This is a genomic window from Saliniramus fredricksonii (assembly GCF_900094735.1).
Taxonomy (GTDB): Bacteria; Pseudomonadota; Alphaproteobacteria; order Rhizobiales; family Beijerinckiaceae; genus Saliniramus; species Saliniramus fredricksonii.
Genome location: NZ_FMBM01000002.1, coordinates 1,695,909 through 1,714,262, shown reverse-complemented (window position 1 = coordinate 1,714,262; position 18,354 = coordinate 1,695,909). Strand labels below are relative to the sequence as shown.

The following is an 18,354-nucleotide window of genomic DNA, read 5'->3' as shown; positions in this document are numbered from 1 at the left end:
CTTCAGCCGAGCCGTCCGCTGGCATGGGCCAGCATTGTATAGACCTTGCCCGTCTCGGAGACGAGATAGGTGCGCGTCAGGATCTGATCGCGATCATCGCGGGCGACCTCACGCAGCAGGCGCTCGAACTCCTCGACATAGCGATCGACCGTCTGGCGGAATTCCGCATCGCGCCCGTATTTGCGGCGGATCTCCTCGAAGGTCTCGCGACCCTGCGCGGTGTAGATGTTGCGGTCGAACACGCCGTTCTCGCCGCGATTGAAACGATCCCAGGCGGTCACGACGGCGCTGTGCTCGACCATCCGGGCGATATCGACCGAGATCGCGTTGAGGGAATCGAGCGCGGTGGCGCCGGAATTGCGCGATCCGCCGGTGTCGCCGCGTGACGGTTCCACGCGCGGCTGAGGCTGCGCCGGCGGAGCCGGTTCGACTTTCGCCGAGGGGGCATCATCGTCGTCGCGCGAGGCGCGCAGCAGCAGGTCCGAGAGCCAGCCGCCATTATCGCCGCCCTGACGGGCCGTGCCGGATCGCGGTGCCTGCGTGTCGGTTCCACGCAATTGCATCGGCGCGGGAGCGGGAGCCGGCGCGGGCGCTGAAGGTTGGGCCGCAGGCTGCGCCGCCGGTTGCGGAGCGGGACGCTGTGGCGCCGGTTCCGCCGCGCGCGCCTGCGGCGGCGCGGCGGGCTGCGGTGTCGTCTGGGCGGGGCGGGAGACCGCCTCCGCCACGGCTGCCATCGCGCCTTGGGATGCCGCACTCGTGGCCGCGCTCTTGGCGACGCCCGGAGCCGGGCCCGACGTTCCCGTCATGCGCGTTGCCTGACCGCTCTGTGCGCTCTGCGTCGCGAGGCGCGCGGCATCGGCCTGAGCCACGTCTACCGCCTTGCCGGAACGGCTGACCAGCGAGGAGAGCTCATTGAGCGCCTTGATCTGGTCGGCGACCACGCGCCGCATGCTGGTCGTGGTCTCCTCCGTATCCTTGGGGAGTTCCGCGAGGCTGCGCTTGAGTTCGTTGCGCGTCGTCTCCAACTCGCGCTGGATCTGCGCGGTCATCGCGCGCAATTCGTCCGTCGCTTCGCGGAAGCGCTCGGCGGTGCCTTCGAGCGCACCCTGCATGTCGCGCGCGACATCCTCATAGGCCGAGCGGATCGCCGCGCTGGTGCGGCTGCGCTCGCCATCCGTCGCCTGACGGATTTCGGCGAATTGCTTCGTGATCGCTTCGCTGCTGGCCTGGGCACTGTCGGCGAGCACGCCGCCAATCTGTCTGGCCTTGCTTTCGGCCTCGGTCAGCGAGCCTTCGATCAGCCCGGTGAACTGCCGGCTGATCTTCTCCATCTCGCCGGCGCGCTCCTCGACCCGCGCGAGCAGGCCTTCGAGCGCTTCGCTGCGGCCATGCAGGCCGGTGCCCATGCGCTGTTCGAGCTGCTCGAGCATCCGCGTCGCCTCGCCGAGCGCCGAGACCTGGCGCTGTGCGCTCTCGGCAGCCGATTCGCCGCGCGCATCGAGCGTCTTGGCGAGTTCTCCGGCCTCGTAGAGAGCGCCGGAAGAAATCGAGCGCAGGGCCTGCGCCTGTTCGGCGATCCGGCCTGTGGCCGCGTTGGTCTGTTCGGCGACCTCTCCGAGCAGGCCGGAAATCTCTGTGACACGGGCTGAGAGGTTGCTCTCGACCTCGCCGAGATTGCCGCCGGCGCGGCGGGCGACCTCGTCGAGCACGCGGTTGGCGTCGTGCAGACGCACGAGCACGCTGCCGAGTTCACCGCGAATGCGTTCGTTGGTTGCGACCAGTGCATCGATCGCCTGCTGTGCGCCCTCGTCGATGGCGCCCTTGAGCGCGTCGCTGGAGCGGCCATAGACATCCTGAAGCTCGGCGCTGCGCTCGCGCAGCGTGTCGAGCAGGCGACCGCCCTGCATTTCGAGGGAGCGCACGACATTGTCGCCGGCATCGGCGATCTCGCGGGCGAGCCCCTGGCTGCGCTCGCCCAGCGCATGGACGAGGCCTTCACCGCGTATGTCGATCAGGCTCTCGAGCTGGCTGACCTTGGCGCCGAGATTGCCCACCAGCGCGTCGCCGCGTGTGTCGATGCGCTCGCTGAGTTCACCGCCGCTGCGCTCGATCAGATTGGCGAGATTGCCGACCGTCGTCTCGATATCGGCGATCAGGGCCTGACCGCGCTGGTCAAGATTGTTGCTGAGCGCGTTGCCGCCCTTCTCAAGCAGATAGGCGAGCTGGCCGAGGCTGGTATTGAGCTTGGCGACGACTTCCTCGCCACGCGCATCCAGCGTCGCCGTGAGGCGCTCGCCGCCGCCGTCGAGCAGGGCGTCGATGCGGGCGATGCGCCCCTCGAGTTCCTGCACGAAGGCGTCGCCGCGCTGATCGAGCAGCTTGCCCAGATTTTCGCCGCCATTCTCCAGAAGGCTCGCGATCCGCGAGATACGGCCCTCCAGGATCGCGACCATGGCCTCGCCACGGGCGTTCAGATTTGCGCCGATGCGCTCGCCGCCCTTGTCGAAGATCGCCTGCAACTCGTCGACGCGGGTACCGAGCGTGCCGACCAGCGTCTCGCTGCGCTCCTCGATCATGCGGGCGAGGCCGTCCGACTGCTCGTTGAAGCTCTGTGTCGCCGCCGCGATGCGCTCCCCGAGCGAGACCACCATGTTGCGACCACGCTGGTCAATGACCTGGCCGAGCATTTCTGACGAGCGATCGATCAGGGTCGAGAGCTCCTCGATCCGGTTGCCCAGATTGGCGCTGATCTCGCGCCCGCGCGTCTCCAGCTGCTGGCCGGCATCGCGGCCATGGCTGTCGAGCGTGTCGGAAAGAGTGCGGGTCTTCTCGTCGAGAATGGTCGCCAGTGATTCGGTGGAGCCGCCGATCGCCTGGGCGATCTCCTGACCACGCGTCTCGAACAGTGTGACGATGTCGTCGACGCGGCTGCCGAGCAGGGTTTCGAGGCTGGTACTGCGCTCGCCGATACTGCCGGCGGCGGTTTCGAGCCGGGCGAGGACATCGCCTTCGAGGCGGTTGACGCTGGTATCCAGCGCCTGGACGATCTCGCCGGAGCGGCTGCCCAGCCTCGCCTCGATCTCATCGGCCTTGGTGGAGAGCGTGTCGGCGATGGAGGCAGTACGGGCCGTGACGATCTCGCCGATCTCGTCGACGCGCTTCTCCAGCGCCTGCGACACGTCGCGACCGCCTTCGGCCAGGACGCGGGCCATCTCGCCGGTGCGCACGACCAGCGCCTCGTTGAGCGCATTGGCGCGCGCGCCGAGGGTGGCATCGACTTTTCCGACAATATCGTCGAAGCGGGTGGTGATCTCGGTGCCGCGTTGCGTCGCGCGGTCTTCGAGCTCGCGCAGGCGGTTTTCGATCATGTCCGCCGCATCGCGGGTGCGGTCGCCGAGCGTGTCGGCCAGCGCCTTGCCCTCAATGTTGATGACGCGGTCGATCTCGGAGAAGCGCCCGGAAATCACGCCGCTCATGGTCTCCACGTCGCGCGAGAACTTGTCGACCAGCGCGCCGCCGTCGCGCAGCAGCGCCGTCTCGATACGCGCGAGATTGTCGCCGATCACGCCGGACAGCTTGTCGGAACCGGCATTCACCGCCTGCTCGAAAGCCTCCATGCGGGTGCCGATGGCGCCGGTCAGCGCTTCGCTGCGGGCATCGATCGTCGTCTCGAGGCTGCGCGTGCGCTCCGTGAGTGCTTCGGTGAGGGCTGCCGTGTGCGTGCCGAGGCTCTGCTCGATCTGTTGCGTGCGCTCGCCCAGCTTGCCGGTAAGCATCTCCGTGCGGCTGTCGATCGTCGTCTCCAGATCGTGCGAGCGTGCCGTGAGGGCCTCGGTCAGGGCTGCCGTGCGTGTGTCGAGGCTTTGCTCGATCTGCCGGGTACGCTCGCCGAGATCCTGCTCCAGCTTGCCGCCGCGTTCGACGATGATGGTTTCGAAGCCGGCAAGGCGATCGCCCAGCAGCTTTTCGATCTCCCCGGCCTTCTCGCCGACAAGGCCGGAAACCGTTTCACCGGACTGACGCAGCGCATCGTTGATGCGTGTGCCCTGGCCAGCAATGGCGAGCGCGACGCTCTTGCCGGTATCGGCCAGCTTCTCGCGGGTCTTTTCGGTGTGTTCGTCGAGATTGCGGTTGAATTCCTCGCCCGAGCGCGAAATCCCCGCTTCCATGCGCTGGCTCGCCTCGTCCAGGCGCGCGACCGCCTCCGTGCTCTTTTCGGCGAGGCGGGCAACCACCTCGTCCCCGCGCCTGCCGAGATCCTCGCCGATCTCGCGCAGGCCGGCGGAGATTTCCTCACGCATGCGGGTGCCACGATTGCCGAGCTCTTCGGCAATGCCGTGACCCGTCGCTTCGAGGCGTTCGTTGATCTCGCTGCCGCGTGCGGCAAAGCTCTCTTCGAGCTTGCTCGCGGTGCTTTCCAGATTGCTGCGCAACTGCTCGCCCTGATCGGCGAGGGAGCGGTTGACCTGATCCCCGGTCTCGGCCAGCGAGCGCGTGACGCTCTCGGCACTCTCCAGGATCTTGCCGGAAAGCGCGCCGCTGGTTTCTTCGAGCGAGGCGCGGAATTCGTCGGCGCGGGCCATGATTGCGGCGGCGAGTTCCTCGCCGGCCTTCGAGATGCCGGAGCGCACTTCATCGGTGACGCCGCCGAGGCGCTGTACCAGTTCCTCGCCGCGTGAAGCCATGTCGTCGACGACCTGTTCGCCGGCGCGGCCAAGAGCGGTGGTGATGTGTTCGCCACGGCTTTCGATCGAGCCGCTGACGCGGTCGCCCGTGGCAGAGATCGCCTCGACGATGCGCTGGGAGGCCTTGTCGAGATCCTGCGCGAAGGTCTCGTGCGAGCCGGAAATCGCCCCGCGGACGCGCTCGGCATTGGCGACGATCGCCTCGCGCTGGGCGATCAGCTCGTCAACCAGTGAACGGATGCGGATTTCGTTGTCGGAATAGGCGCGCTCCAGCGTCGAGATTTCGCTGCGCACCAGCGTTTCGAGCTCCCCGGCGCGGGCCAGCGCCCGCTCGATACCGTCACCGACGGCCGCGACTTCGCGGCGCACAGCCTGTGAAACGGTCAGAACGGCGTCGGTCGAGAAGCTCTCGGGCTCCGCCAGACGCATGGCGACTTCGCCCATGGACCGCGCGACCAGCTTCATTTCCTGCGAGCGCACTGCCAGAACGGCGGCGGTGAAGAAGAAAATTGTCGGCACCAGCATCACCGCACCGGCGATCGCCGTCTGCGCGGCACCCCAGCCGGCAATCATGCTGCCGAGCCCGCCATCAAGGCTCGCGAGCCCGATCAGCGCGCCGATCCAGGCGAGCGAAGCCATAGCTGCATAGCCATAGGGCTTGCGGGAGGGGCGCACCTGCATGGCCTGCATCAGCATGCCGATGCTCTGGCGGTCGTCATTCGCCACGCGCGTGCGGTCGGGACTTACCACGCCGGCCTGACGCTCGCCTTCCGCGCGGCGGGCGGAGAGTTCCTCATCGAGGGCATTGCGGTCGAAGCGGCGGGTCAGCTCGTCTTCCTCGATCGCGGGAAGGCGCGGCTCGTCCGGCGCATCCTGCGATTCGTCTTCGGTCTGGGCGGCACGGCCTGGACCCTTCACATCCGCGCTCGCATCGGCCTTTGCAGGTGATGCATTGGAGGATGAATCCGTTTCGTTGCGCTCGGACTTCTTGTCCGCCGCATCGTCCGGTCCCAGGTTCAATGCCTGCTCGACTGCCGACAGCGCCGCTTCCGCCGGATCCTTGAGCTTCTTTTCCGTTGCCATGTCGCCGCCTCGATAACGCAACCATTCGCGGGGTCATGCCTTAGCGCCGGCCGGTTAATGCTTCGCGCCGTGCATGGATGAAACGCGTCTCACGCCGCCTCCATGCGTGCAAGAACGCTACCCACGATTTTCCATCGCCGAGTGTAGTCCCCTGCAAACTCAATGAAAACCGGCCCGGCACGCGATTTTAGCCTTTCATTAACGATATGGTTACCAAACCAGCAAAAGTTAGTCTGCACAAGGGTTTCACGCACCACATAACTGTGGACCGGGCGCGCGGTGGCGGGCAGAATCGCAATCTGGCCCGCGATGACACACGCTTCGGGCCAATGGAGGCGGGGAGTGATGATGAAAGCGGCTGCTGCATCAGGGTGGGACATGCCCCTTCTCGACAGCGACTATCTCGCCACCGCGACCTTCGATGACGAAGCGCTGGCGGGCGAACTCCTCGGTCTTTTCGAAGGGCAGTGCGATGCGCTGGCGCCGGTGATCGCACGTGAGGGTGGCGCGCTGCAGGAGCGCATCGATGCCGCCCACACGCTCAAGGGCGGCGCCCGTGCCATCGGCGCTCGCGCCGTCGCCGATGCCGCCGAGCGGGTCGAATCCGGCCTGCGCAGCGAGGGGGTCCTTCCGCGCGCCGAATGGGCACGGCTCGAAACCGTCATTCAGGAGACACGGGCCGTCATCGCCCGGCGCGGCGCGGCATAGCGCGGTTTTTGCGCGTGCCTTTTGCGTTGCGAAGGCTGGCATCCTGTTTTGAATTGACCTAAGTACCCCCCGGATCAAGGCGCCGGATGCACGGGCGCGATGCCGGATCGGCCCCGAAGGGCCAAAGGGGAGCAGTTGATGGTCAAGATCAATTTCGTCGATTTCGAAGGCAACAGTCGCACGGTCGAGGCGGAACCGGGCGCTACGGTCATGGAGACGGCGATCCGCAACGGCATTCCCGGCATTGATGCCGAATGCGGCGGCGCCTGCGCCTGCGCCACCTGCCATGTCTATGTCGACGACGCCTGGAGCGAGAAGGTCGGCGGCCCTGAGCCGATGGAAGAGGATATGCTCGACTTCGCCTTCGCCGTGAAGCCGACTTCCCGTCTCTCCTGCCAGATCCGCATCACCGAGGAAATGGACGGCCTGACCGTCCACACCCCTGAGATGCAGGGCTGATTGCCCGGACGCCTATTCCGCCGGGAGCTTCGGTGGAACGGGTTGCGGGAGGTTGGTGGCAAACCATCCCGTGGTCGTCTCGAATCCGGCTTCCGGATGGCGCGGCACCAGGAAGGCGAGGCTCAGCGAGATCAGGGCGATGAAGGCGCCGATCATGAACACGGCGCTGGGATCCGTCATCCAGATCACGCCGAAGACCACTGGAATGAACACGGCCGCGATATGGTTGATGGTGAAGGCCACGCTCGCGGTGGGGGCGATATCGGCGGGATCGGCGATCTTCTGGAAATAGGTGCGCTGCGCGATGGTCAGCGTGAAGAAGATGCCGTCCACGATGAAGAGCGCGCCTGCGACCACCGCGCTTCCGGTGAGCGCGTAGCCGAGAAAGACCACGATCAGCGAGACATTCTCGATGATGATGGTCCTGCGCTCGCCGATCAGGCCGATCAGCCGTCCGAGCAGCGGCGCCACGAAGATGTTCACGGCACAGACCACGAAGAGCAGCCGGGCCATGCCGGCGACGTCGTAGCCGAAGCGCTCGACCAGGAGGAAGCCGCCGAAGGCCATGAAGAGCTGCCGGCGCGCACCCGAGAGGAAAGTCAGCACGTAATACAGCCAGTAGCGCGAGCGCAGGACGAGCCCCTTGTTCTGCGGCACGCTGCCCTGGAAGCGCCTGAACACGCGCATCGCCGTGATCGCCAGCAGGATCGTGGTGCCGCCGGCAACGAGGAACAGTGCCTCGAAACTCGGCTCCATCAGGAAATACACGGCCCCGATGCCGCCATAGGCGGTGAGCTGCGCCGCCGCATTCGCCCCGTGGATCTTGCCGAGCCCGCCCGGCGCCTCCTTCTTCGAGAGCAGCTGCAGGGCCAGCGCCTGGTTCGCCGTCTCGAAATAATGAAAGCCGATCGACATGATGGTGGTGGTCAGCAGCAGGCCGTAGAAACTGGGGAAATACCCGGTCATGGCGATGCCGATGCCGAGGATGATCAGGCTGAGATAGGCGAGCATCTGCTCGCGCATCACCATGAAGAGAAGGATGGCTGTGAAAGCGAGGAAGCCTGGGATCTCACGCACCGATTGCAGCACGCCGATCTGGAATCCGGAAAAGCCCGCTTCCTCCTTCGCGAAATTGTTGAGCAGGGCCTGCCAGCTCGCAAAGCCGATCCAGTTGATGAAGGCCAGCGTCATCAGGAAGACGATCGGCGAGGCGAAGACGGCGCGCTCGCGCCAGGGGGCGTTGGAAGCAGGCAGCACGGAGCGTTTCCAGGATGCGACGGGAGACAGGACTTTGCGCCGCAGGACGACGCCCGTCAAATCCGCGATGGGCTTGGACCGGGGCACAAACGCGACGTTTGACGTGCGTCAAAGCCCGGAGCGCGACGGCATGCGAACGTGCAACGCCAAGGTTCGGCAATGCCAGGACCCGGACACACCGCAAGAATCCACACCGGAAGAATCCACCCGGCAAGAATCCGCCCGGCAAGAATCCATCCGGTCAGCCAGTCAGGAGCTCCCCCATGTATGAGACCATTCTCGTCCCCATCGACATCGCCGATCCCGACACCTCGAAGCCTGCCGTCACGCGCGCTGCGGCCATGGCGAAGGCCGGGCAGGGGCAGCTTCGCCTCGTTTATGTGCGCTCGATCATGCCGGTCACCTACATGGAATTCGTGCCGCCCCAATTCGACGAGCAACAGCAGCGCGAGGCTGAGGAAGCGCTTGCGGAGCTGGCCGCCGGGGTCGATCTGCCCGATGAATGCGTCTCCTCCGTCGTGCGTCTGGGCTCGATCTATCACGAGGTGCTCGACGAGGCCGACAAGTGTGGCGCGGATCTGATCGTGATCGGTTCACATCGCCCGAGCATGTCGACCTATCTGCTCGGCTCCAACGCCACGACGATCGTGCGCCACGCCAAGGTCTCGGTGCTGGTCGTGCGCTGACGCGCCCGCGTGACCGGGCCTTGCAAGACGGGAAGGGCTGATTTGCGCCGGGTGGATGCGCGCGGGCTTGCCCTGTGGCGCAGCCCGGCGTAACTGATGCGCGACGCAATCAGATCCGACCTCGCCGAAGGCCTTACATGACCGCCAGTTCCAGACAACAGCAGCCCCAGCCTCCGGTACCCGGTGCGCGCATCCTCGTCGTCGAGGCACGTTTCTACGATGATCTCGCCGACGAGCTTCTGCGCGGCGCGCGCGCCGCCATCACGCAGGCTGAAGGCGTGGCCGAGGTCTTCACAGTGGACGGTGCGCTGGAAATTCCCGCCACCATGGCGATCCTGCTCGACCGGGCCGAGGCGTCCGGCACGCCCTATGATGCGGCAGTGGCATTGGGCTGCGTGATCCGGGGCGAGACGGGGCATTACGAGATCGTTGCCGGCGAAAGCGCGCGGGCGCTGATGGATCTCTCCGTGGCGCGCCGCTTTCCTCTTGGGAATGGTATCCTCACTGTCGAGAATGACGCCCAGGCACGGGCACGGGCGCGCGTCGACGAAATGAACAAGGGCGGTGGTGCAGCTGATGCGGCGCTCGCGGTCCTGCGCATCAAGCGCGGCCTGGTGACGGGGTTCTGAATATGGCCAAGAGCAATCCCGGTAAAGGCAATCCTGGCAACAACCGAGCCAGCGAGCGCAGCGCCGCCCGCCTCGCCGCCGTCCAGGCGATCTACCAGATGGAAGTGTCCGGCAAGGGCGTGGTCGAGGTCACCGCCGAATTCGAGGCGCACTGGATCGGGCGCGAGATCGAGGGCATGACCTTCAATGCCTCCGACATGCCTTTCTTTCGCGACCTTCTCTCCGGCGTCGTACGCGAACAGCGCGCAATCGACCGCGCCACCGACGAAACCCTCGCCGAGGGCTGGCCGTTGAAGCGGATCGAGGCCGTTCTGCGGGCGATTTTCCGCTGCGCCGTGTTCGAACTGATGATGCGCCGCGACGTGCCGGTACGGGTGGTGATCAACGAATATGTCGAGGTCGCCAATGCGTTCTATGAGGGCGAGGAGCCGGGCATGGTCAACGGCGTGCTCGATGCCATCGCCCACAAGACGCGGCCCGAGGAATTCGAGGGCAAGGGGCGCGGCCAGTCGACCCGTCAAAAATGACGTAGTGTCCAGCGTATCGCCGATCGTCCGGACAGGTTGTCCGCTTCGCCGGATCGGCAATTTCAGCGTTGTCGGCCCGATTGACCTATGGTCACAGGCAAATATTGCGTTGATTGCTCTTTTGCGACCCGGTATCTGAACAGCGGCTCGCCTGTCCCGCGAGCACCGGGGGGTATCGAGAATGGATACGGATCGGCGCCTGAGTGAAGACGAACTGATCGCCCGTTATTTCGCCCCGATCGCCGGCGAGGGTGGTTTCGGCATGCGCGATGACGCGGCTGCGCTGACGCCGGGAGAGGGGAATGATCTCGTCGTCACGGTCGATGCGATCGTGGCCGGTGTGCATTTCCTGCCCGATGATCCGCCAGCCGCCATCGCGCGCAAGGCGCTGGCGGTGAACCTGTCCGATCTCGCGGCGAAGGGCGCACGCCCGCGTGGGCACGTGCTCTCGCTGGCGCTGGAGGAGGGCTGGCGGGAGGATTGGCTGGCGGCCTTCACCCAGGGGCTCGGCCATGCCGCACGCGCATTCGGCTGTCCGCTGCTCGGTGGCGATACGGTGCGCGCCAATGGCGCGTACTGGCTCTCGATCACGGCTTTCGGCGAGGTCCCGCATGGGGAGATGGTGCACCGCTTCACCGCGCGGGACGGGGATGTGCTCTGCGTCAGCGGCACGATTGGCGATGCCGCGCTCGGTCTCGCCTTGCGCTCTGGTGTGACGGAACCCTGGGCTCTGCATATCGGTATCCAGAGTCGTGTCTTCCTTACCGATCGCTTTCTGCATCCCCAGCCCCGCATCGCGCTGGCCGATATCCTGCGCCGCCGGGCGCGTGCGGCGATGGATGTCTCCGATGGGCTCGCCGGCGATCTCGCCAAGATGTGTAAGGCGAGCGGTGTCTCGGCGGAGGTGGATCTGGAGAAGCTGCCGTTGTCCGGCGCGGCCCGGACCCTGTCCGGGTCGCATCCGCAACTGCGCGACAGGCTGGTGACCGGGGGCGATGATTACGAGATCCTGTGCAGCGTTGCACCGGACGATCTCGACGATTTTCTGAACGAATGCGGGCAAGTCGGCATCGCCATGACTCCGATCGGATATTTCAGGCCGCGCGATTTCGCGCAAAACGATTGTTCGCCAATCTTCAGTGACGCGAACGGACGGAAGCAGTACGAGAAGGGTTCGTATAGCCATTTCTGAGATTGCTTCATGACCATTCAGGCCGCCGTGACACCGACCACCGATCCCGACGCTCTCGCCAAGCGCAATGCCTGGGTCCTGGCCGGCGCGCAGGCGCTGGGCGGGGCCAATCCGGCCATCGTGATCTCGATCGGCGGGCTGGTGGGGCTGATGCTCGCCCCGCGCGAATCGCTGGCGACGCTCCCTGTCAGCCTGCTCAATCTCGGTCTCGCCGCCGGCATCATCCCCGCAGCGATGGTGATGCGCCGGTTCGGACGCCGCAACGGCTATATCTTCGGTGGGCTGCACGGGGTGGTGGGCGGCTCGATCGCGGCGCTCGCGATCGTCTGGGGCGATTTCGTGATGTTCTGCATCGGCACGCTGATCGCCGGGTTCTATGGCTCCTACGTTCAGAGCTACCGCTTCGCCGCGACCGATGCGGCGACATCCGCTTTCCGGGCACGGGCGATCTCCTACGTGCTCGCCGGCGGTCTCGCGGCGGGAATTCTTGGGCCGCAGGTGGTGATCTTCACCCGCGACATGGTTCCCGGCGCGACCTTCGCAGGTTCCTTCATGGCACAGGCGCTGCTCGCTCTGATCGCCATCGTGGTGATCTCGTTTCTGCGCACGCCGCCCGTTCCGGTGACGACGCCGGCGCCCGGCGATGCGCCGACGGCATCCGGGCGGCCGCTTGTGACGATCATGTTGCAGCCCCGTTTCATCATCGCGGTGACGGCGGGCGTGGTTTCCTATGGCCTGATGGCCTTCCTGATGACGGCGGCGCCGCTGGCCATGGTTGAATGCGGCCTGCCACTGGAGACGGCGGCATTGGGGATTTCCTGGCACATCCTCGCCATGTTCGCGCCGAGCTTCTTCACCGGCAAGCTGATTGATCGCTATGGCAAGGAGATGATCACCGCCATCGGGCTCGTGATGATCGCGGTCTCCGCCGTGATCGGACTCTCGGGGCTGACCGTGGCGCATTTCTGGACCGCGCTGATCCTGCTCGGTGTCGGCTGGAACTTCGGTTTCATCGGCGCCACGGCGCTGGTGACGGATACCTATCGTCCGGAGGAGCGCACCAAGGCGCAGGCGGCGAACGACTTCATCGTCTTCGGCTCGGTAGCCGTTGCCTCCTTCTCCTCGGGCCAGCTGCTGGATGCCGGGGGCTGGGAGATCGTCAACTGGCTCTCCTTCCCGCCGCTCGCCGTGGCGCTGGTTCTGGTCGTCGCGCAGGCGCGGATGCGCCGTCACGCGCCGGCTTGAGCAACAAGTGGCATGTTGCACTGCACAAACATGCAACATTTTGCATAAATGACGTTTGCCGATAGCTGAAAATTTTGGCAGGCTCCGTCCACCACCCTGGGGGCGGACGTTTGGGCGGCGCTGAATCCGCATGCGCCGGCGCGTTGATCGTCTGGACCCCCCAAAGGCAAGGACGGTCACATGTTCGCATTGTTCCTGATCATCATACTGGGCGCGTTGTCGATCGCGTACGGCCTGTGGGCCATCAACGACGTGATGAAGCGAGATGCCGGCACGCAACGCATGCAGGAGATCGCTGCCGCGATCGCCGAAGGCGCGCAGGCCTATCTCTGGCGTCAATACATCACCATCGCCGTTGTCGGCGTGGTGCTGTTCGTGGTGCTCATCTTCCTGCTCTCGATCTGGGTTGCGATCGGCTTCGCCATCGGCGCGGTTCTCTCTGCTGCTGCCGGCTTCATCGGCATGAACGTCTCGGTTCGCGCCAATGTGCGCACGGCCCAGGCGGCCTCGCAATCGCTCGCCGGCGGGCTCGATGTAGCCTTCAAGTCCGGTGCGGTGACCGGAATGCTGGTCGCTGGGCTCGCCCTGCTCGGCGTGGCTGTCTACTATCTCATTCTGACGCGCACCCTCGGGGCTGATCCCGGCGGGCGCCTCGTCATCGATTCGCTCGTCGCCATGGGCTTCGGCGCCTCGCTGATCTCGATCTTCGCCCGTCTCGGCGGCGGTATCTTCACCAAGGGTGCGGATGTCGGCGGCGATCTCGTCGGCAAGGTCGAGGCGGGGATCCCGGAGGATGATCCGCGCAATCCTGCCACCATCGCTGACAATGTGGGCGACAATGTCGGCGATTGCGCCGGCATGGCGGCCGATCTGTTCGAGACCTATGTCGTGACCTTCGTCGCCACCATGGTGCTCGCCGCGATCTTCTTCGCCGGTCAGGCGAATCTCGAGACCATGATGCTGTATCCGCTTGCCATCGGCGCGGCCTGTATCGTGACCTCGATCATCGGGACCTTCTTCGTCAAGCTCGGCCAGGATCAGTCGATCATGGGTGCGCTCTACAAGGGCTTCATCGCCACGGGCGTGTTGTCGATCGCTGCCGTCGCCGTGGCCAATGTTGCATTGTTCGGCGGCTTCGGCACGACGATGGAAGCACGCGTTCCGATTATCGGCGGCGGCGTCGATGCGGTGAGCTTCACCTCTCTCTCGCTCCTGCTGTGCGCGATTATCGGCCTCGTCGTCACGGGGCTGATCGTGGTGATCACCGAATACTATACGGGCGTCGGTTTCCGGCCTGTGCGCTCCATCGCCCAGTCATCGGTGACGGGCCACGGTACCAACGTCATCCAGGGGCTCGCCATCTCGCTCGAATCGACGGCGCTGCCCGCTTTGGTGATCATGGCGGGCATCATCACCTCGTACATGCTCGCAGGCCTGTTCGGCATCGCCATCGCGGTGACGGCCATGCTGGCGCTGGCCGGTATGGTGGTCGCCCTCGACGCCTTCGGCCCTGTCACCGACAATGCCGGCGGGATCGCGGAAATGGCGGGGCTGCCCAAGGAGGTGCGTCAATCGACAGACGCGCTCGACGCGGTCGGCAATACCACGAAAGCCGTCACCAAGGGCTACGCCATCGGTTCGGCGGGTCTCGGCGCGCTGGTCCTGTTCACCGCCTATACGGCGGATCTGAACTACTTCATCTCCGCCGCGAACGAACCCGGCTCGACCAGCTACCAGTACTTCGCCGGGGTCACGCCTGATTTCTCGCTTTCCAACCCCTATGTCGTGGTCGGACTTCTCTTCGGCGGACTGATCCCGTTCCTGTTCGGCGGGATCGCGATGACGGCGGTCGGGCGTGCGGCGGGTGCCGTGGTCGAGGAAGTGCGCCGGCAATTCAAGGAAAAGCCCGGCATCATGGAAGGTACGGAGCGCCCCGATTACGGGCGCGCGGTCGATATGCTGACCAAGGCCGCAATCAAGGAAATGGTCGTGCCGTCGCTGCTGCCTGTGCTCGCGCCGCTGGTCACCTATCTCGTGATCTATCTGATCGCGGGCAAGGACCAGGCCTTCTCGGCTGTGGGAGCCATGCTGCTCGGCGTCATCGTGACGGGGCTGTTCGTCGCCATCTCGATGACCTCTGGCGGTGGCGCCTGGGACAACGCCAAGAAATCCTTCGAGGACGGCTTCGTCGACAAGGATGGCGTCAAGCACCTGAAGGGTTCGGAGGCGCACAAGGCTTCGGTCACGGGTGATACGGTCGGCGATCCCTACAAGGACACGGCCGGCCCGGCGGTGAACCCGCTGATCAAGGTCACCAATATCATCGCGCTTCTGCTGCTCGGTGTGTTGGCCGCAATGTAAACCGAACAGATGTCGGGCGGCGCCAAACAGGAGCCGCCCGATTCTGTCTCAGGCCGAATTATGTTGAAATAGTTGGATGTTTTTGTTAGGTGGCTCGCGGTTTAAGTATTTTGGAGTTCATAGCAATGATTTCTTTAAGTCCTTCACAGGGCCGGCTGGCAAGTGACGATATCTGTCAGGCTGGGCCGCATCGGTTCAATGCCGCGATGCAGGCAGCCGCGACTTCCGATCCGCTCGATCCGCGCAGCCTGTCGCAGATCGAGAAGCCCAAAACCGACAAGGACAAGGACGTGCCGCTGGATGACAATCCGGGTCGCCGGACCAATCCGAATTTCGTCATTCCCGATGAGTTCCGGATCAATCCAGGCGCTTTCCTTGAGAACCATATTCAGTATGCCGAGATACCGCGCGTTATGCCACGGGCAGGCGAGTAATCATCGGCTTCGATCCGCCCTGCGGTCCTGTCCGAGGCCTCACGCCTTCCGAATCCGAAAAACCAGCAGATCGCCTTCGCGGCTCTGCTCCTCAATATGGTCCCCCGTATCGCCGATCAGATGCGGGATGTCGATTGCCGCCATCGGATCGGTGCATTCCACCCGGATGACGGTGCCCGCAGCGACGCGCGAGAGCGCCTTGCGCGTCTTGAGCGCGGGGAGGGGGCATTTCAGCCCGCGAAGGTCGAGCAGGGTGTCGCTATCGGCCATGATCCGCCTGTCTGATCTGTTGCCAACTTGCATGAGATGGCGCCGGGGCGGGCGGTGATCAGCCCGCGCTCCGCGCTCACGCCTGCAGCCGCTCTACGGCTTCGCTCACCTTCGCCCGGCGCGCCAGCGCGGTTTCGCGCCGCTCGCGCTGCTCCTCGACGACCTCTTCCGGGGCGCGTTTGAGGAAATCGGCATTGCCGAGCTTGGCATCGATCTTCTTCACTTCGCCGTCGAGCTTGGCGATCTCCTTGTCAAGACGCGCGCGTTCGGCTGCGATATCAACGACGCCTTCGAGCGGCAGGGCCGCGACTTCGCCGCGCACCAGCAATTGCACGCTCGCTTTCGGCGCGGCCTGCGCCGTATCGATCGTCTCCAGCCGTGCCAGACGCTTGAGCATGTCACCCCAGCGCGCGACGCGGGCCGCGGCATCCGCACTCGGATTGATCAGCTGAAGCGTGATTTGCGCGCCGGCAGGCACGTTGGTCTCGGCGCGCGCCGAGCGGATCTCGCTGACGAGATCGACGATCCAGCCGATCTCGGCTTCTGCGGCGTCATCACGCAGATGCGACAGCGACGGCCAGGTGGCGAGCGCGAGCAGCGTCTCGTCGCGGGCGGGGCCGGTCTCGCCCTTCACCGCCCAAAGCTCCTCGGTGAGGAAGGGCATGAACGGGTGCAGCAGCTTGCAGATCTGGTCGATGACATAGGCAGTCGTCGCGCGCGTCTCGTCCTTGGCCGGGCCGTCCTCGCCCTGCAGGACGGGTTTGGCGAGTTCGAGGTACCAGTCGCAGAACACGTTCCAGACGAAGCGATAGGCCGCGCCCGCCGCCTCGTTGAACTTGTATTCGCTGATCCCGGCCTCGATCTGCACCGCCGCGCTCGCGCATTCGGAAAGTACCCATTTGTTGAGGGTGATCTCGACCTTTGCCGGATCGAATCCCTCCACGCGCTCACAGCCATTCATCTCGGCAAAGCGCGCGGCGTTCCAGATCTTGGTCGCGAAATTGCGATAGCCCTCGACGCGCTGCATGGACAGCTTGATGTCGCGCCCCTGCGCGGCCATGGCCGAGAGCGTGAAGCGCAGGGCATCGGCGCCGTATCGCTCGACCACGTCGAGCGGATCGATGACATTGCCCTTCGATTTCGACATCTTCGCGCCCTTCTCGTCGCGGACGAGGGCGTGGATGTAGACCGTGTGGAAGGGCGTCTGATCCATGAATTGCAACCCGGCCATCATCATTCGGGCGACCCAGAAGAAGATGATGTCGAAGCCGGTGACGAGCACGTCGGTGGGGTAATACCGCTTCAGCTCCGGCGTCTCGTCCGGCCAGCCGAGCGTGGAGAACGGCCACAGGGCGGAGGAGAACCAGGTGTCGAGCACGTCCTCGTCGCGGCGAAGCGGCACATCGCGACCATGCTTTTCGCGCGCCTGTGCCTTCGCCTCAGCCTCGTCATAGGCGACGAAGACATTGCCGTCCTCGTCATACCAGGCCGGTATCTGGTGACCCCACCAGAGCTGGCGCGAGACGCACCAGGGCTCGATATTCTCCAGCCACTGGAAATAGGTCTTTTCCCAGTTGTTGGGCACGAAGCTGGTGCGCCCGTCGCGCACGGCGGCCATGGCCTTCTCGGCGAGCGGCTTGACATCGACATACCATTGATCGGTCAGATAGGGCTCGATCGGCACGCCGGAACGGTCGCCATGGGGGACGGTATGGGTGTTGTCCTCGATCTCGGCAAGGAGTTCGCGCGCCTCCATCATCGCGACGATGCGCTTGCGGGCCTCGAAGCGATCGAGACCGTGGAGGGTCATTGTCTCGGTCAGATCGGGGCTCTCGGAAAGACCTTCGAGAAAGGCATCGTTGCCTTCGAGCCAGATTCGCGCCTCCGGATCGAAGATGTTGACCATGCGCAGGTTCTGGCGCTTGCCCACTTCGAAATCGTTGAAATCATGCGCCGGCGTCATCTTGACCGCGCCGGAGCCGATTTCCGGATCGGAATATTCGTCGGCGACGATGGGGATGCGGCGGCCGACCAGCGGCAGGATGACGTGCTTGCCGACGAGATCCCTGTAGCGCGCGTCCTCCGGGTGCACCGCAACGCCGGTATCGCCGAGCATGGTCTCGGGGCGCGTTGTCGCGACGGTGATGAAGCGCCCCGGCTCGCCCTCGATCGGGTAGCGGAAGTGCCAGAGATGGCCCTTGATCTCGAGCTGCTGCACTTCGAGATCGGAAATCGCCGTCTGGAATTTCGGATCCCAGTTCACGAGCCGCTTGTCGCGATACATCAGCCCCTGGCGGTAGAGCTCGACGAAGAAACGCAAAACCGCCTTCGAAAGGCCATCATCCATGGTGAAGCGCTCGCGCGACCAGTCGCAGGAGGCGCCGATGCGCTCGAGTTGCTGGCGGATGCGCCCGCCGGACTCTTCCTTGAAGGCCCAGACCTCTTCGAGGAATTTCGCCCGACCCAGGCTGCGGCGGTCGGGGCGGCCCTCGGCGGCGAGCTTGCGCTCGACCACCATCTGCGTGGCGATGCCGGCATGATCCGTGCCCGGCTGCCAGAGCACGTCGCGCCCGCGCATGCGTTCGAAACGGCAGAGGATGTCCTGGATCGTGTTGTTGAGCGCGTGGCCCATATGCAGCGAACCGGTCACGTTCGGCGGCGGGATCACGATGGTGTAGGGCCTGGCGTCCTTGCGCTCGGGGCGTCCGGCGCGAAAAGCGCCCGCATCATTCCAGCGCGCGGCGATACGCGCCTCGACGGCAGCGGGGTCGAAGGTCTTGTCCATCATGCTTTGAGCCGGTCGTGTCCGTGTTGACGA

Annotated in this window: 14 protein-coding genes; 9 read left to right on the top strand and 5 right to left on the bottom strand. The window is 65.2% G+C overall.

The genetic code is table 11. From position 1 onward, the window contains the following. Positions 1–2 precede the first annotated feature (2 nt). Positions 3–5,768: an apolipoprotein A-IV repeat region-like domain-containing protein gene (locus GA0071312_RS14345; protein WP_074445515.1), complete on the bottom strand. Its 5,766-nt coding sequence runs from the start codon at positions 5,766–5,768 to the stop codon at positions 3–5. An 89-nt stretch (positions 5,769–5,857) separates the two neighbouring features. Continuing rightward, complete coding sequence (locus GA0071312_RS20105) at positions 5,858–6,148, bottom strand: hypothetical protein (protein WP_165604039.1); 291 nt, start codon at positions 6,146–6,148, stop codon at positions 5,858–5,860. Between GA0071312_RS20105 and GA0071312_RS14340 the strand changes: the two genes are divergently transcribed. Further along, positions 6,147–6,476, top strand: a complete 330-nt coding sequence (locus tag GA0071312_RS14340; RefSeq protein ID WP_165604038.1) for an Hpt domain-containing protein — start codon at positions 6,147–6,149, stop codon at positions 6,474–6,476. The two genes, GA0071312_RS20105 and GA0071312_RS14340, sit on opposite strands and share 2 nt — an antisense overlap. Positions 6,477–6,614: 138 nt before the next feature. Continuing rightward, a complete protein-coding gene (locus GA0071312_RS14335; RefSeq protein WP_074445513.1) occupies positions 6,615–6,935 on the top strand; it encodes a 2Fe-2S iron-sulfur cluster-binding protein in 321 nt (106 codons plus the stop codon). Between the two features lie 12 nt (positions 6,936–6,947). Here GA0071312_RS14335 and GA0071312_RS14330 read toward each other — a convergent pair whose 3' ends face one another. Continuing rightward, a complete protein-coding gene (locus GA0071312_RS14330) occupies positions 6,948–8,192 on the bottom strand; it encodes an MFS transporter (RefSeq protein ID WP_238947231.1) in 1,245 nt (414 codons plus the stop codon). Between the two features lie 263 nt (positions 8,193–8,455). Here GA0071312_RS14330 and GA0071312_RS14325 point away from each other — a divergent pair, with 263 nt between their 5' ends. The 7 genes from GA0071312_RS14325 (at position 8,456) to GA0071312_RS14295 (ending at position 15,266) form a co-directional block, all read left to right on the top strand. Further along, positions 8,456–8,878 (top strand): universal stress protein, encoded by a 423-nt coding sequence (locus GA0071312_RS14325; RefSeq protein ID WP_074445511.1) that lies wholly within the window; start codon positions 8,456–8,458, stop codon positions 8,876–8,878. 137 nt (positions 8,879–9,015) lie between these two features. After that, the gene (gene ribH / locus GA0071312_RS14320) at positions 9,016–9,507 is read left to right on the top strand and encodes a 6,7-dimethyl-8-ribityllumazine synthase (RefSeq protein WP_074445510.1); all 492 of its coding nucleotides are present in this window, start codon (positions 9,016–9,018) and stop codon (positions 9,505–9,507) included. A gap of 2 nt (positions 9,508–9,509) precedes the next feature. Continuing rightward, the gene (gene nusB / locus GA0071312_RS14315) at positions 9,510–10,034 is read left to right on the top strand and encodes a transcription antitermination factor NusB (RefSeq protein WP_074445509.1); all 525 of its coding nucleotides are present in this window, start codon (positions 9,510–9,512) and stop codon (positions 10,032–10,034) included. Positions 10,035–10,215: 181 nt separating this feature from the next. Beyond that, positions 10,216–11,226 (top strand): thiamine-phosphate kinase, encoded by a 1,011-nt coding sequence (gene thiL / locus GA0071312_RS14310; protein ID WP_074445508.1) that lies wholly within the window; start codon positions 10,216–10,218, stop codon positions 11,224–11,226. Positions 11,227–11,235: 9 nt separating this feature from the next. After that, the gene (locus GA0071312_RS14305; RefSeq protein ID WP_074445507.1) at positions 11,236–12,471 is read left to right on the top strand and encodes an MFS transporter; all 1,236 of its coding nucleotides are present in this window, start codon (positions 11,236–11,238) and stop codon (positions 12,469–12,471) included. 180 nt (positions 12,472–12,651) lie between these two features. After that, positions 12,652–14,832, top strand: coding sequence for a sodium-translocating pyrophosphatase (locus tag GA0071312_RS14300; RefSeq protein ID WP_074445506.1), 2,181 nt, complete (start codon positions 12,652–12,654; stop codon positions 14,830–14,832). Positions 14,833–14,921: 89 nt separating this feature from the next. Further along, positions 14,922–15,266, top strand: a complete 345-nt coding sequence (locus tag GA0071312_RS14295; RefSeq protein WP_131817823.1) for a hypothetical protein — start codon at positions 14,922–14,924, stop codon at positions 15,264–15,266. Between the two features lie 39 nt (positions 15,267–15,305). Here the strand turns inward: GA0071312_RS14295 and GA0071312_RS14290 are convergent, their stop codons facing one another. Both GA0071312_RS14290 and GA0071312_RS14285 read right to left on the bottom strand, forming a co-directional pair. Further along, the gene (locus GA0071312_RS14290) at positions 15,306–15,536 is read right to left on the bottom strand and encodes a sulfurtransferase TusA family protein (protein WP_074445504.1); all 231 of its coding nucleotides are present in this window, start codon (positions 15,534–15,536) and stop codon (positions 15,306–15,308) included. Between the two features lie 76 nt (positions 15,537–15,612). Beyond that, entirely contained in the window at positions 15,613–18,324 is a 2,712-nt protein-coding gene (locus tag GA0071312_RS14285; protein WP_074445503.1) for a valine--tRNA ligase, read from the bottom strand. Positions 18,325–18,354: the final 30 nt, after the last annotated feature.

What these genes read in the sequence shown, in the direction of transcription:
- GA0071312_RS14345 (WP_074445515.1), bottom strand. Translation starts at nt 5,768, where the DNA reads ATGGCAACGGAAAAGAAGCTCAAGGATCCGGCGGAAGCGGCGCTGTCG.
- GA0071312_RS14340 (WP_165604038.1), top strand. Translation starts at nt 6,147, where the DNA reads ATGCCCCTTCTCGACAGCGACTATCTCGCCACCGCGACCTTCGATGAC.
- GA0071312_RS20105 (WP_165604039.1), bottom strand. Translation starts at nt 6,148, where the DNA reads ATGTCCCACCCTGATGCAGCAGCCGCTTTCATCATCACTCCCCGCCTC.
- GA0071312_RS14335 (WP_074445513.1), top strand. Translation starts at nt 6,615, where the DNA reads ATGGTCAAGATCAATTTCGTCGATTTCGAAGGCAACAGTCGCACGGTC.
- GA0071312_RS14325 (WP_074445511.1), top strand. Translation starts at nt 8,456, where the DNA reads ATGTATGAGACCATTCTCGTCCCCATCGACATCGCCGATCCCGACACC.
- ribH (WP_074445510.1), top strand. Translation starts at nt 9,016, where the DNA reads ATGACCGCCAGTTCCAGACAACAGCAGCCCCAGCCTCCGGTACCCGGT.
- nusB (WP_074445509.1), top strand. Translation starts at nt 9,510, where the DNA reads ATGGCCAAGAGCAATCCCGGTAAAGGCAATCCTGGCAACAACCGAGCC.
- thiL (WP_074445508.1), top strand. Translation starts at nt 10,216, where the DNA reads ATGGATACGGATCGGCGCCTGAGTGAAGACGAACTGATCGCCCGTTAT.
- GA0071312_RS14305 (WP_074445507.1), top strand. Translation starts at nt 11,236, where the DNA reads ATGACCATTCAGGCCGCCGTGACACCGACCACCGATCCCGACGCTCTC.
- GA0071312_RS14300 (WP_074445506.1), top strand. Translation starts at nt 12,652, where the DNA reads ATGTTCGCATTGTTCCTGATCATCATACTGGGCGCGTTGTCGATCGCG.
- GA0071312_RS14290 (WP_074445504.1), bottom strand. Translation starts at nt 15,536, where the DNA reads ATGGCCGATAGCGACACCCTGCTCGACCTTCGCGGGCTGAAATGCCCC.
- GA0071312_RS14285 (WP_074445503.1), bottom strand. Translation starts at nt 18,324, where the DNA reads ATGATGGACAAGACCTTCGACCCCGCTGCCGTCGAGGCGCGTATCGCC.